Raw genomic sequence first — 13349 nt, 5'->3', positions numbered from 1 at the left:
CGCAGCGTGGATTAACCCCACGTTCGGCGCACCGGCCTTACAGCTTGCGCAGCCGCAGCCGGTTGATGGAATGGTCGGCGTCCTTGCGCAACACCAGGGTGGCCCGCGGCCGGGTGGGCAGGATGTTCTCGACCAGGTTGGGGCGGTTGATCGAGCGCCAGATGTCCCGGGCGGCGACCACGGCCTGCTGATCGTTCAGCGCGGCGTAGTGGTGGAAGTGCGACGCCGGGTCGGCGAACGCGGTGGAGCGCATGGTGAGAAACCGGGACACATACCAGTGCTCGATGTCCTCGATCCGGGCGTCCACATACAGCGAGAAGTCGAACAGGTCCGACACCATCAGCGTCGGCCCGGTCTGCAAGACGTTGAGGCCCTCCAGGATCAGGATGTCGGGGTGGCGGACCACCTGCTTGGCGTCCGGGACGATGTCGTAGTGCAGGTGCGAATACACCGGCGCGCAGGCGTAGTCGGACCCCGATTTCACCGACGTCACGAACCGCATCAACGCCCGACGGTTGTAGCTTTCCGGAAACCCCTTACGGTGCATGAGGTTTCGCCGTTCCAGCTCGGTGTTGGGGTAGAGGAACCCGTCGGTGGTCACCAGGTCCACCCGCGGGTGGTGATCCCAGCGGGCCAGCAGCGCCTGCAACAGACGCGCCGTGGTCGACTTGCCGACGGCCACGCTGCCGGCCACCCCGATGATGAACGGCACCGGCCGGTCCGGATTCTTCGGCGGCTCGCCGAGGAACTCCGCGGTGGCGGCGAACAGGCGCTGGCGGGCGGCGACCTGCAGGTGCAGCAACCGGGCCAGCGGCAGGTACACCTCTTCGACTTCGCGGAGGTTGACCTGCTCACCGAGCCCGCGCAGCGCGAGCACCTCTTCCTCGGTCAGCGGCAGCGGCGTCGACATGCGCAGCGCACGCCATTCTTTGCGGTTGAACTCCACATAGGGGCTCGGCTCGTTAGGCCGCGGCATGGCTGCCAGTCTTGCAGCCGCGGCTACCGGGTTGGCGTTTGGGGCGACCGTTACCGATGTGGCTGGCCGTTGTTGGCCATCGCCGGGGTCGACGGCTCCGCCCCCTCGTGTTGCGCGGCGCTGCGGTGCAACAAGGCCCGAACCCGCGAATGCGTCGCGACCGCGTCACCGCGCGCGAGTTCGACGGTGGCCAGCGCCATCACCAGCGCCGCCACCGCCAGGGCGGCCATTGCGGCGTGATCGGTGTTCAGCGTCTCACCGAGCACGACCACCCCCAGCACGGCCGCCACCACCGGCTGAGACACCTCCAGGGTCGGCATCGACGCGGTCAGAGCGCCGGCCCGGAACGCGGACTGTTCCCACGCGAAACCCCCCAGCGCGACCAGCACCCAGACATACAGCTCGGGTGTCCGGAGCGCCGCCACGGGGCCGTGACCGAGCTGGGCGACAACCCCCTTGGTGAGGACGGCGAACACCGCCCACAGCGAACCCGACACGAAGGCGAACAGCGCCGCGGCCAGGGCACCGCCCCGGATCCGGGCAACGACGACGCAGCCAACCAGCAGTGGCCCCAGCACCGCCGCCACCACCGCCCAGGTCTGCAGCGAGGCGCGCGCCTGACCCGCCTGCGGGTTGCCGACGGTGACGATCACGATCACCGCGGCGGTCAGCACGACGGCCCAGACCCACTCCCGACCGGTCACCCTGCGGTGCGCCAACTTCGCGCTGATCGGCAGCGCGAACAACAGCGACAGCACCAGCAATGCCTGCACCAGCAGCACCGACCCTTGCCCCAGCGCGGCCGCCTGCAACGCGATGCTCACCACCAGCATCAGCGCGCCCCACCGCCACCGTCGATTCCGGAACAATGTCGCGAACAGTTCGAGGTTGCTTCTCGCCGTGTCGGTGAGGCGGTGCGTCGCACGCTGCTGGAGGACGTCGCCGAGCGCGACGCACAGCGCGGAACTCAACGCGAGCAGGGCAGCGATCTCTGCTTTGGGCATAAACAACTTTCCATTGACGTCGGGGCCGAAACGGCCAACCACGATGTCTGCACCGTTCCCGCCCGGCTCAGGGGCAAAACGCGGCGGCGGCAAGGGCGCCGTTGCACGAGGCACCGATAGTACGGGGCAGACGGGTTCGACGCAGGACGGCCACCTGGCGTCGCCGTTCAGCCCGCTGGCCCGGCCGATAGCGTGGACGGTCGTGGAGCCCACTCAAGACGCCTCAGCCCTGATCCGGGAGTATCTGCTGCTCGGCCTGCGCTTCGACCGGATCGAGTCCGGCTACGTCGACTCCTTCACCGGGGATCCGGCGCTACGGCAGCAGGTGGACAACGAACCCGCGCCGGACCCGGCCGAGCTGGCCCGGCAGGCCGACCGGCTGCGCGCGGCGCTGCCGGGCGGGCTCGACGCCGCCCGCGCCGACTACCTGCGCGTTCACCTGCGGGCGTTGGCCTGCGCCGGACGCAAATTCGCCGGCCAGCAGATCGGTTTCGTCGAGGAGGTGCGCGACTACTTCGACGTCGACATCGCCAAGGGCGACCCGGACCGCTACCGGCAGGCCCACACCCGGCTCGACGCGGCGCTGGGCGGCACCGGTCCGCTGGCCGACCGGATGGCCGCCCACCGCCGCGCCGACGAGATCCCGCCGGCGCGGCTGGAGGCCTGCATCCACGCGTTCTCGTCCGCGTTACGTGACCGGGTGCGCGCCGACTACCCGCTGCCCGACACCGAGACCATCACCTACGAGGTGGTCACCGACAAACCCTGGTCGGGGTTCAACTACTACCTGGGCGACTACCGCTCCACGGTCGCGGTCAACGCCGACCTCAAGCAGCTGATGTCCAACCTGCCGCGGCTGGTGGCCCACGAGTCCTATCCCGGCCATCACACCGAGCACTGCCGTAAGGAGGCCGGGCTGGTGCACCGCCACGGCCACGACGAACAGACCATCTTCCTGGTCAACACCCCGCAGTGTCTGATGGCCGAGGGCCTGGCCGACCTGGCGTTGTACGCCGCGATCGGGCCGGGCTGGGGTGGCTGGGCGGCCGAGATCTACGCCGACCTGGGCTTGCGTTTCGACGGCGAGAAGGCCGAGGCGGTCGCGGAGGCGTCGGCGGCGCTGGCCGACGTGCGCCAGGACGCGGCGCTGATGCTGCACGACGAGCACCGCGATCCCGACGAGGTGGCGGCGTTCCTGCAGCGCTGGCTGCTGGTCGACGACACCCGCGCCCGCCAGATGTTGCGGTTTTTGTCCTCGCCGCTGTGGCGGGCCTACACCAGCACCTACGTCGAGGGATACCGGCTGCTGCGCGGCTGGCTGGACGGCCGCCCGGCCGGGATGGCGTTGACCGAGCGGTTCGGCCGGTTGTTGGACGAGCCGCTGATCCCCTCGGCGCTGCGCTGAACCCACCTACCGCGAGCGTGCGTGTCCCCGGCCGCCACGCCGGGCAAATTCCCGGGTTTGCGCACGCTCGCGGCCCCCGCCGATACACTCCGACGCGGGACGGGGCCGAGGGGGGTATGCCATGTCCGCCAAGTCCTATGCGGCGGCCGTCGCCGCCGTGAGCGCACTCCTTGCTCCGTCGCCAATCGCCGCCGCGCAACCGCCCGGGTTTCCCGACCTAAACGCGTTCACCCCGGTGGATCCCGGGCCCTACATCGGGGGCGGGCTGGGGGCGCCGTCGATCAACTTTCACTTCGCGACGCCCGACGGCGTGTTGTGCCGCTGGCAAGGGCAGGTCCCCAGTGACCCAAACGCTTACGTCGACGTTCGGTGCAGCGGCAACATTCCCGGTATCCCCGACGACAACGACCCGGGGTGCGCGCACCTGGGCGCGACCGGGATCCATGGGCCGTACGTTTTCACCCGGGGCATCGGGGACTGCCCGCCATTCCCCGGTTGGATTGCCGTGTTGGAAGTCGGGCAGTCGGTCTCCGACAACAACATCAGCTGTGTGGTCGGGGCAGGCAACCTGACCGCGTGCATCGACCCCGTCCACAATCGGGGTTTCGTGCTGCAACCGTCCGGCAGCTGGGTGTTTTGACCTAGGCTCGACCGGTATGGCCGCCGACTACACCGACACCGCCAGCGCCGCCTACCGCGCGGCCCTGCAGGTCGTCGAATCCGTCGAACCCCGCATCGCCGCCGCCACCCGCAAAGAGCTTGCCGACCAACGTGATTCGCTCAAACTGATCGCCAGCGAGAACTATGCCTCGCCGGCGGTGCTGCTGGCCATGGGCAGCTGGTTGTCGGACAAGTACGCCGAGGGCACCATCGGGCACCGGTTCTACGCCGGCTGTCAAAACGTCGACACCGTGGAGAGCGTGGCCGCCGAGCACGCCCGCGAACTGTTCGGCGCGCCCTACGCCTACGTGCAGCCGCACTCCGGCATCGACGCCAATCTGGTGGCGTACTGGGCCATCCTGGCCACCCGGGTGGAGGCGCCCGGGCTGGCCGCGGCCGGCGCCAAGCACGTCAACGAGCTGTCCGAAGCGGACTGGGAGGCGCTGCGGCACACGCTCGGCAACCAGCGGCTGCTGGGCATGTCGCTGGATGCCGGCGGACACCTCACGCACGGCTTCCGGCCCAACATCTCCGGGAAAATGTTCCACCAGCGCAGCTACGGCACCGACCCGGAAACCGAGTTGCTGGACTACGATGCGCTCGCGGCCGCCGCCCGCGAATTCCGGCCGCTGATCCTGGTTGCCGGCTACTCCGCCTACCCGCGGCGGATCAACTTCGCCACGATGCGCGAGATCGCCGACGAGGTGGGCGCCACGCTGATGGTGGACATGGCGCACTTCGCCGGGCTGGTGGCCGGCAAGGTGTTCACCGGCGACGAGGATCCGGTGCCGCACGCCCACGTCACCACCACCACGACGCACAAGTCGCTGCGCGGGCCGCGCGGCGGGCTGATCCTGGCCGTCCCGGAGTACGCCGACGCCGTCGACCGAGGCTGCCCGATGGTGCTGGGCGGCCCGCTGGCGCACGTGATGGCCGCCAAGGCGGTCGCGTTGGCCGAAGCCCGCCAACCGGCCTTCGGTACCTACGCCCAACACGTGGCCGACAACGCCAAGGCGCTGGCCGACGGCCTGCTACGGCGCGGTGCGCGGCTGGTCACCGGCGGCACCGACAACCACCTGGTGCTGCTGGACGTGACCGCGTTCGGGGTCACCGGGCGGCAGGCCGAATCGGCGCTGCTGGACGCCGGCGTCGTCACCAACCGCAACGCGATTCCCGCCGACCCCAACGGCGCCTGGTACACCAGCGGCATCCGGGTCGGCACCCCGGCGCTGACCAGCCGCGGTTTGGGCACCGCCGAGTTCGACCGGGTTGCCGAGCTGGTGGTCGACGTGCTGAAGAACACGTCGCCGACGGGTTCATCGAAGGCCAAGTACACGCTGGCCGACGGCACCGCCGAGCGGGTGCACGCCGCCGCCGCGGAACTGCTGGCCGCCAATCCGTTGTATCCGGGGCTGACGTTGTAGCCGCGCCGCTACACTCCGGCGTGGGACGGGGTGGAGGGGGTGTCGTATGACTGCCAAGTTCGTCGCGGCCGTCGCCGTCGTTCTCGGCGCGCTCGTCACCGCGCCGCCGGCCACCGCGGCACCAGCCGGATTCCCCGACGTCGACGCCTTCACGTCGGTGGATCCGCAGGGCCACTTCGGATACCTCCAGGGAGGCGTCACCGGCGGCAACGGCCCGATGGAAACCGTGCTTCGCTTCGCCACCTCCGACGGCGTGCTGTGCATGTGGAATTACTTCCCGAAGGCCATGGAAAACGACACCTTCGCGTGGTCGGGCATCACCTGCTCGGGCAATATTCCCGGCATCCCCGATTCGGTCCCCGACAACGGCGGTGCGGGATGCGCCCGCGTCTACCCGCTGCCGGTTTCATCCCAGTTTGTTTTCGACCGGCATTGGGGGCAGTGCCCACCCTTTCCATCCCCCCTCGTCCCCGCGCTGGACGCCGGGCAGAAGCTCGAATCCGGTAACGCGACCTGTGTGGTCGGGGCGAACCAGTTGATCGCGTGCATCGATCCCGCTCGCAATCAGGGATTCGTCCTGCAGCCCTCCGGCAGCTGGGTGTTCTAACGTGCCCCCCGCTTCGTCGGTTGCGCATGCCAGACTGGAACCCGTGACTGCAGCACCCGAAACCACCACGTCCGTGATGTCTGCCCCGCTGGCCGAGGTCGACCCCGATATCGCCGACCTGCTGGGCAAGGAACTCGGCCGCCAGCGCGACACCCTGGAGATGATCGCCTCGGAGAACTTCGTGCCGCGGTCGGTGCTGCAGGCGCAGGGCAGCGTGCTGACCAATAAGTACGCCGAGGGTCTGCCGGGCCGGCGCTACTACGGCGGCTGCGAGCACGTCGACGTGGTGGAAAACATTGCCCGGGACCGGGCCAAGGCGCTGTTCGGTGCCGAGTTCGCCAACGTCCAGCCGCATTCGGGCGCGCAGGCCAACGCCGCGGTGCTGGCCGCGCTGATGGCGCCCGGGGAGCGGCTGCTGGGCCTGGACCTGGCCAACGGCGGTCACCTGACCCACGGCATGCGGCTGAACTTCTCCGGCAAGCTGTACGAGAACGCCTTCTACGGGGTGGACCCGAGCACGCATCTGATCGACATGGACGCGGTGCGGGCCCAGGCCCTGGAGTTTCGACCCAAGGTGATCATCGCCGGCTGGTCGGCCTACCCGAGGACCCTCGACTTTGCGGCGTTCCGCTCCATCGCCGACGAGGTCGACGCGGCGCTGTGGGTGGATATGGCCCACTTCGCCGGCCTGGTCGCCGCCGGCCTGCACCCGTCCCCGGTGCCGCACGCGCAGCTGGTGTCCACCACCGTGCACAAGACGCTGGGCGGGGCGCGGTCCGGCCTGATCCTCGGCAAGCAGGACTACGCCAAGAAGGTCAACTCCGCGGTGTTCCCCGGCCAACAGGGCGGGCCGCTGATGCACGTCATCGCCGCCAAGGCCGTCGCCCTCAAGATCGCGGGGACACCGGAGTTCGCCGAGCGCCAGCAGCGCACCCTGACCGGCGCCCGGATCATCGCCGACCGGCTGCTGGCCGCCGACGTGGCCAAGGCCGGCGTGTCGGTGGTCAGCCGCGGCACCGACGTGCACCTGGTGCTGGTGGACCTGCGGGACTCCCCGCTGGACGGGCAGATGGCCGAAGACCTGCTGCACGAGGTCGGCATCACGGTCAACCGCAACGCCGTCCCCAACGACCCGCGTCCACCGATGGTCACCTCGGGGCTGCGGGTGGGCACCCCGGCCCTGGCCACCCGCGGTTTCGGCGACACCGAGTTCACCGAGGTCGCCGACATCATCGCCACCGCGCTGGCCCAAGGCTCCGGGGCCGACGTGGCCGCGCTGCGGGCTCGGGTCACCCGGCTGGCGCAGGAGTTCCCGCTGTACGACGGTTTGGAGGACTGGCCGCTGGTCGGCCGCTAACCCCAGCCGCCGCACCGGACTCGTCGCGCGCGGCCACCGCGGCGTGATCCCCGACACGGCCGTCGTGGCCGTAGCCAATTTCAGAACACATGTGAACTCGGGTTACAGTTACCCCATGGCACAGAAACCTGTCGCTAATGCGTTGATTCTCGAACTCGAACCGGTCGTCGCCTCGAACATGGTTCGCCACCTCGACTCCCAGGACCCCTGGTTCGCGCATGACTACGTGCCGTTCGACCAGGGTGAGAACTTCGCCTTCCTGGGCGGACGCGACTGGGACCCGACGCAGGCCAAGCTGCCCCGGCTGATCACCGACGCGCTGGAAATCCTGCTCATCACCAAGGACAACCTGGGCGGCTACCACCGCGAGCTCGTCGAGCATTTCATCCTCGAGGACCAGTGGGGTCGCTGGCTGGGCCGATGGACCGCCGAAGAGCACCTGCACGCCATCGCGCTGCGCGAATACCTGGTGGTAACCCGGGAGATCGACCCCGCCGCCAACGAGCAGGTCCGTGTCGAGCACGTGATGAAGGGCTACCGCGCCGACCACTACAGCCAGGTGGAAACCCTGGTGTTCATGGCGTTCTTCGAACGCGCCCACGCCGTGTTCTGCCGGAATCTGGCCGAGCGGATCGACGAGCCGGTGCTCAAGGGTCTGGTGAACCGGATCGCCGGCGACGAGGAGCGCCACGAGGAGTTCTTCGCCAACCTGGTCACCCACTGCTTGGGCTACACCCGCGACGAGACGATCGCCGCGATCGCCGCCCGCGCCGCCGAGCTCGACGTCATCGGCGCCGACATCACGCCCTACCGGGACAAGGTCGCGGCGCTGGCCGAAAACGGCATCTTCGGGCCCGACCAGCTGCGGCGGGTCATCGCCGAGCGGATCACCGCCTGGGGATTGGCCGACCAGCCCGAGCTGCAGCAGTTCGTCACCGCCTGACCCCCGCACCCCGTTTCTGCTGGCGCCCTGCGCCACGGCGCGCCTGCACGGCGGGCACACGGCGACCGGAGTAGCGTCGCAGGCGATGGCTAGCGACATGCTCTGCTATCCGGGCGGCACCTCCCGTTGCGACGACGGCAGGACCGGCCCCGGTCCTTTTGCCGCTGCCCCCGCCGACCGGCTCGTGCGGGGCCGCACGAGCGTCATTCGCTCGAGGAGCGCTCCGTGACCGATATCCGGACGTACGTGTTGGACACCTCCGTGCTGCTGTCCGATCCGTGGGCGTGCACGCGGTTCGCCGAACACGAAGTCGTCATCCCGCTGGTGGTGATCAGCGAGCTGGAAGCCAAACGTCACCACCACGAACTGGGCTGGTTCGCCCGTCAGGCGCTGCGCTTACTCGACGACCTTCGGCTCGAACACGGCCGGTTGGATCAACCGATTCCCGTTGGGACACAAGGCGGTCGGTTGCATGTCGAGCTCAACCACAGCGATCCGGCGGTGTTGCCGGCCGGGTTTCGCACCGACAGCAACGACTCCCGGATCCTGACCTGCGCGGCCAACCTGGCCGCCGAGGGCAGGCAGGTCACGTTGGTGAGCAAGGACATCCCGCTGCGGGTCAAGGCGGCCGCGGTGGGGTTGGCCGCCGACGAATACCACGCCCAGGACGTCATCACCTCCGGGTGGACCGGGATGGACGAGATCGAAACCGCCGCCGAAGACATCGACGCGCTGTTCGCGGAGGGCGAGATCGATCTGGCCGCGGCGCGAAACCTGCCCTGCCACACCGGGATCCGGTTGCTCGGCGGCAGCTCGCATGCGCTGGGCCGGGTCAACGCCGCCAAACGCGTGCAACTGGTGCGCGGGGATCGGGAGGCGTTCGGGCTGCGCGGCCGCTCCGCCGAGCAGCGGGTGGCCCTGGATCTGCTGCTCGACGAATCGGTGGGCATCGTGTCGCTGGGCGGCAAGGCCGGCACCGGTAAATCCGCGCTGGCGTTGTGCGCCGGGTTGGAGGCGGTGCTGGAACGACGCACCCACCGCAAGGTGGTGGTGTTCCGCCCGCTGTATGCCGTCGGCGGTCAGGATCTGGGCTACCTGCCGGGCAGCGAGAGCGACAAGATGGGCCCCTGGGCCCAGGCGGTGTTCGACACCCTGGAGGGCCTGGCCAGCCCGGCGGTGCTCGAGGAGGTGCTGTCCCGCGGCATGCTCGAGGTGCTGCCGCTGACCCACATCCGGGGCCGCTCCCTGCACGACTCGTTCGTCATCGTCGACGAGGCCCAGTCGCTGGAACGCAACGTGCTGCTGACCGTGTTGTCCCGGCTGGGCACCGGCTCGCGGGTGGTGCTCACCCACGACGTCGCGCAACGCGACAACCTGCGCGTCGGCCGCCACGACGGGGTCGCCGCCGTCATCGAGAAACTCAAGGGCCATCCGCTGTTCGCCCACGTCACGTTGCTGCGCAGCGAACGGTCGCCGATCGCCGCGCTGGTCACCGAGATGCTGGAGGAGATCAACCCCGCCACGCTGCCCTGATTTCGGGGTGAATCCGAGTTGACTCTGCGCTGACCAGACACCCCACTCGCACTTCTGCCCGGTGGTCGCAGAGTCAGTGCCGGTCGGTGGTCGGCCGGTAGGCTGCCGGGGTGGCCAAAAGACCCGACAACCAGTCCTGGCGGTACTGGCGGATGGTGGCCGGGATCGCCGCCGCGGCGGCCGTGCTGGTGATCGGCGGGCTGACCGGGCATGTGCGACGCGCCGACGCCGACACGGTGGACTGCGCGCGGGTCAAGTGCGTGGCCCTGACCTTCGACGACGGACCCGGGCCCTACACCGACCGGTTGCTGCGGATCCTCGCCGACAACGACGCGAAGGCCACGTTTTTCCTGATCGGCAACAAGGTGGCGGCTAACCCGGCCGGCGCCAAGCGGATCGCCGACGCCGGCATGGAGCTGGGCACCCACACCTTCGAACACCCCAATATGACGGCGATCCCGGCCAAGGACGTCCCCGCCCAGTTGGCCAAGGGCAAAGACGCGATCGTCGCCGCGACCGGGCAGACCCCGACCCTGTGGCGGCCCGCCGGGGGGCTTACCAACGACGCCGTCAACCAACAGGCCGCCAAGGTCGGGCTGGCCGCCATTCTGTGGGACGTCATCCCGTTCGACTGGATGAACGACGCCAACACCGCGGCCACCCGCGCGGTGCTGATGGCACAGATCAAGCCGGGCTCGGTGGTCCTGTTTCACGACACCTACTCGTCCACCGTCGATCTGGTGTACCAGTTCATCCCGGTGCTCAAGGCCAACGGCTATCACCTGGTGACGGTCAGCCAGCTGCTGGGGCCGCGGGCGCCGGGCAGCGTGTACGGCGGCCGGGAAAACGGTCCACCGGTCAACGACCTGCACGACATCCCGGCCGCGGAGATCCCGTCGCTGCCGGCCACCCCGTCGCCGCCGCCGATGCCCAACTTCCCGATCACCGACATCCCCGGCGCCAACTCCGGCGGACCCAATAACGGCGCGTAGCTTCCCGCCGAGCAGACGTAAAAGCACCCAAAACCGCGGGTTTTCGGGTGCCTTTACGTCTGCTCGCGCTGCACTATTGACACGTTGACACAGATACGTAGTCTTTGTGTCATGACTGCAGTCGCGAAGCACCCTCCGATCGATGCCGAGACAGACGCCAGCGGCCAGGTGCGGCCCTGGGTGATGACCCAGTTCCGCAAACATTCGGGCAGCGTGCTCACCGGGGCGTTCGGGGCCGCGGCCTACGACGAGGTGGCGCTGGTTCCGGTCGCCGCCGCGGTGGACAAGACCGGGCGCTTCGAACGTAACTTCGCCGACCGCGGGATCCGCAGCGGATTCTCTGCGCTGCTGGCCATCTGGGGCGACGCCGAGGACCGGGCCGCCGAGGGGCGGCGGCTCAAGCTGCTGCACCGCGACGTGCGGGGCCGCGGCACCGGCGAGTTCGCCGACGTTCGCTACAGCGCGCTGAGCCCCCAGCTGTGGAACTGGATCGCGGTGAGCGGCATCTTCGTCACCCTGCACTCGTTTACCCCCGCGACCGGCATCACGTTGTCGCCGGCCGAGCGCGAGGCCGCCTACCGGCAACTTCTGGACGCGTTCCGCGCGCTGGAGCTGCCCGGCAAGGGCGCCAAGCTGCCGGCCAGCTACGCCGAGGCGACCCGCTACTACGACCGGGTGGTCGAGACCGAGCTGGCCGCCAACCCGTTCCTGGACCGGGTGACGGCCCAGCTGACCCGCCTGCCGCTGCCGACGCTGCTGCTGCCCGAACCGGTGCGGCGGGCGATGACGCCGGTGTGGCTGGCGGCCCGGCCGGTCGCCGGCCGGGTGGTGAAGGTGTGCTCGTTCGGGATCATGCACCCCGGGGTGCGGGAACTGACCGGCTTCCGCTGGCAGCCCCGGCACGACGTCGAGTTCGGCGTCTACTCCCGGCTGTTGCAGCTGGCGTGGCGGGTGCTGCCGGATCGGGTGATGCTGGTCCCGCTGGCCTACAACCGTCTGCAATACGAGAAACTCGTCCGGCTGCACCGCTCGGTGGCGTTGGATTCCTTCGCGCCGCCGGGCTGCCCGGCCGGCTGACACACTGGTTGCCATGCCCCGCCGCCGCAGCACCGCCAGCCCCACCGAGCAGGAGGACGCGATCCTCAAAGCTGCCGCCGAGGAGGTGGCGCTCGTCGGTGTGGGGCGCGCCAGTCTGGACGTCGTCGCTCGACAGGCCGGGGTCAGTCGCAGCACGCTGTATCGGCGGTTCCCGAGCCGCGACGCGCTGCTCACCGAACTGGGGCGTCGCACGTTCGACTTCGCGATGGCGCGGCTGCGCCTGGTCGGCATCGAATCCGGGCCCAAAGACGCTGCGGTGGCGGCGTTTTGCGAAGGGCTGCGGCTGCTGACCACCGAACCGGTGATGCGGAAGTTTCTGCAACTCGACGCCGACCTGACGTCGTTGACCGGGATGTATCAAGAGGCCGAGGAGTTTTTGGACAACGCGTCGACGGCGATGGCCAAGGCGCTGCGCGCCGCCGGGGCCACCATGCCCGACGCGGACCTGCGGGCCGTCGCCGAATTGCACATTCGGGTGGCGTGTTCGATCGCGCAGGTGCCGACCTCGGTGCTCGACGTCGGCGACGACGTGGCGGTGCGCAGCTACGCGCGCCAACACCTGGCCCCGCTGGTCTGGTGACCGGCGCCGGGTTATTTCGTCACTTTCAGCGCGGAGATGATGCCTTCGACCGTGGCGCGGGCGCTGGCGTCCCCGATCGGTGTCGCGCCCAGGAAGAAGGTGACCGGTGTGGTCTTGACCGCGATGACGATGACCGAGTCGCCGGGCACGTTGCGGGAGGTGTCGCCGATGGTGATGTCGGCGTCCACCCGCGCGGCGTCGGTGCCATCGACCTTGATCGACGACGTCTTGGTGGGTCCCAGGCTGGGTGACACCTGCGCGTAGCCGGGGCCGTTGGCCACGCACGTCATCAGCTTCGACGCCTGCGCCTGGAGGTCCATGCTGGTCACGAAGTTGGACTCGGCGACCTCGGCCTGCATGATCCAGTGACTGGCGCCGAACACCGCTTGGGCCACCCCCACCGCGTCGATCGCATTCGGCAGCGAATCGTCACCGAACGGGGTCCAGCCAGGCGCCGCGCTGGCGGGAAAGGACAACCCGCCGGCGCTGACGCTGTCTCCGCTGGCCGGCACCCCAGCCGACACGTTGGGGGTGCAGTCGGTCGCGGTCTGCGCGGAGGTGTCCGGTGCGCTCGTCGACGGACCCGCCGCCGAGGACGGGGTGCTCTGGGCGGACTTGTGGCCCCTGCCGCCGACGAGCACCAGGGTCACCACCAACGCCGCGGTCAGCAGTACCGCGACGACGGTGGCGATCACCCACGCCTTCTTCGAGCCGGGCGGCCGCGGTGGCGGCCCCGGCGGATACGGGCCGGCCGGCCACCCGCCCTGGGC

The 13349-nt window shown here is 69.5% G+C and carries 13 protein-coding genes; 10 read left to right on the top strand and 3 right to left on the bottom strand.

All coding sequences use genetic code 11. From position 1 onward, the window contains the following. Positions 1-37 precede the first annotated feature (37 nt). Complete coding sequence (gene coaA, locus BKN37_RS11800; protein ID WP_071025934.1) at positions 38-976, bottom strand: type I pantothenate kinase; 939 nt, start codon at positions 974-976, stop codon at positions 38-40. Between the two features lie 50 nt (positions 977-1026). Then, entirely contained in the window at positions 1027-1980 is a 954-nt protein-coding gene (locus tag BKN37_RS11795; protein ID WP_071025932.1) for a DMT family transporter, read from the bottom strand. Between the two features lie 202 nt (positions 1981-2182). On the opposite strand from BKN37_RS11795, the gene BKN37_RS11790 reads away from it, so the two are divergent. From BKN37_RS11790 to BKN37_RS11745, 10 genes are all read left to right on the top strand, one after another. Beyond that, positions 2183-3385 carry a DUF885 domain-containing protein gene (locus tag BKN37_RS11790; protein ID WP_071025930.1) on the top strand — a complete coding sequence of 401 codons (1203 nt, stop codon included), beginning with the start codon at positions 2183-2185 and terminating at the stop codon, positions 3383-3385. 121 nt (positions 3386-3506) lie between these two features. Further along, positions 3507-4025 (top strand): hypothetical protein, encoded by a 519-nt coding sequence (locus tag BKN37_RS11785; protein ID WP_071025928.1) that lies wholly within the window; start codon positions 3507-3509, stop codon positions 4023-4025. Positions 4026-4041: 16 nt separating this feature from the next. After that, positions 4042-5469, top strand: coding sequence for a glycine hydroxymethyltransferase (locus BKN37_RS11780; RefSeq protein ID WP_071025926.1), 1428 nt, complete (start codon positions 4042-4044; stop codon positions 5467-5469). Between the two features lie 46 nt (positions 5470-5515). Next, entirely contained in the window at positions 5516-6076 is a 561-nt protein-coding gene (locus BKN37_RS11775) for a hypothetical protein (protein WP_071025924.1), read from the top strand. Between the two features lie 76 nt (positions 6077-6152). After that, on the top strand, positions 6153-7433 hold the full coding sequence (glyA, locus tag BKN37_RS11770; protein ID WP_071025971.1) for a serine hydroxymethyltransferase: 1281 nt from the start codon (positions 6153-6155) through the stop codon (positions 7431-7433). Between the two features lie 115 nt (positions 7434-7548). Continuing rightward, positions 7549-8376, top strand: coding sequence for an acyl-ACP desaturase (locus BKN37_RS11765; protein WP_071025922.1), 828 nt, complete (start codon positions 7549-7551; stop codon positions 8374-8376). Between the two features lie 225 nt (positions 8377-8601). Beyond that, positions 8602-9909, top strand: coding sequence for an RNA 5'-3' helicase PhoH2 (locus BKN37_RS11760; protein WP_071025920.1), 1308 nt, complete (start codon positions 8602-8604; stop codon positions 9907-9909). 110 nt (positions 9910-10019) lie between these two features. Continuing rightward, positions 10020-10901 carry a polysaccharide deacetylase family protein gene (locus BKN37_RS11755; RefSeq protein ID WP_071025918.1) on the top strand — a complete coding sequence of 294 codons (882 nt, stop codon included), beginning with the start codon at positions 10020-10022 and terminating at the stop codon, positions 10899-10901. A gap of 111 nt (positions 10902-11012) precedes the next feature. Further along, on the top strand, positions 11013-11978 hold the full coding sequence (locus BKN37_RS11750) for an oxygenase MpaB family protein (protein ID WP_071025916.1): 966 nt from the start codon (positions 11013-11015) through the stop codon (positions 11976-11978). 13 nt (positions 11979-11991) lie between these two features. After that, complete coding sequence (locus BKN37_RS11745) at positions 11992-12579, top strand: TetR/AcrR family transcriptional regulator (RefSeq protein WP_071025913.1); 588 nt, start codon at positions 11992-11994, stop codon at positions 12577-12579. Positions 12580-12590: 11 nt separating this feature from the next. Here BKN37_RS11745 and BKN37_RS29155 read toward each other — a convergent pair. Beyond that, the coding region (locus tag BKN37_RS29155; RefSeq protein ID WP_207547234.1) for a hypothetical protein at positions 12591-13349 on the bottom strand (759 nt) is incomplete at its 5' end.

This window comes from Mycobacterium talmoniae (assembly GCF_001854525.1).
GTDB classification, from domain to species: domain Bacteria; phylum Actinomycetota; class Actinomycetes; order Mycobacteriales; family Mycobacteriaceae; genus Mycobacterium; species Mycobacterium talmoniae.
The sequence above is the reverse complement of the archived record's forward strand: the minus strand, read 5'-3'. Positions and strand labels throughout refer to the sequence as shown.